The organism is Pseudomonas sp. AC463, assembly GCF_979253585.1.
This window is the reverse complement of the sequence record NZ_CEEDDZ010000968.1, coordinates 1-249: the sequence shown is the minus strand read 5'-3', so window position 1 is coordinate 249 and position 249 is coordinate 1. Positions and strand designations below refer to the sequence as shown.

General features: G+C 63.5%; 1 protein-coding gene. It reads right to left on the bottom strand.

Translation table 11 applies throughout. From position 1 onward, the window contains the following. The coding region (locus AC0IYH_RS33120) for a hypothetical protein (protein ID WP_471838631.1) at positions 1-249 on the bottom strand (249 nt) is incomplete at both ends.

Sequence of the window (249 nt, the reverse complement as noted above, 5' to 3'; positions counted from 1 at the left end):
GATCCATGTCGCGTCGAAGCGCTCACCGAGCGCGACCCGGTTGCCGCTTTCCCGACCGTACCAGCTTGCGTAGCCGAGCACATCGAAATGCTCATCGGCTGCGGGCACGTAGGTCACTCCCGCCACTTTATAGGGTTTGCCGATGCTGACCGGCCATTCGCTGACGGGGCGGTAATGCGCGGAATGGCACGCCGAGAGGCAGAGGATTGCGGAGAGGGCTGCCAATGTCGGACGTCGTCGGTTCATGCC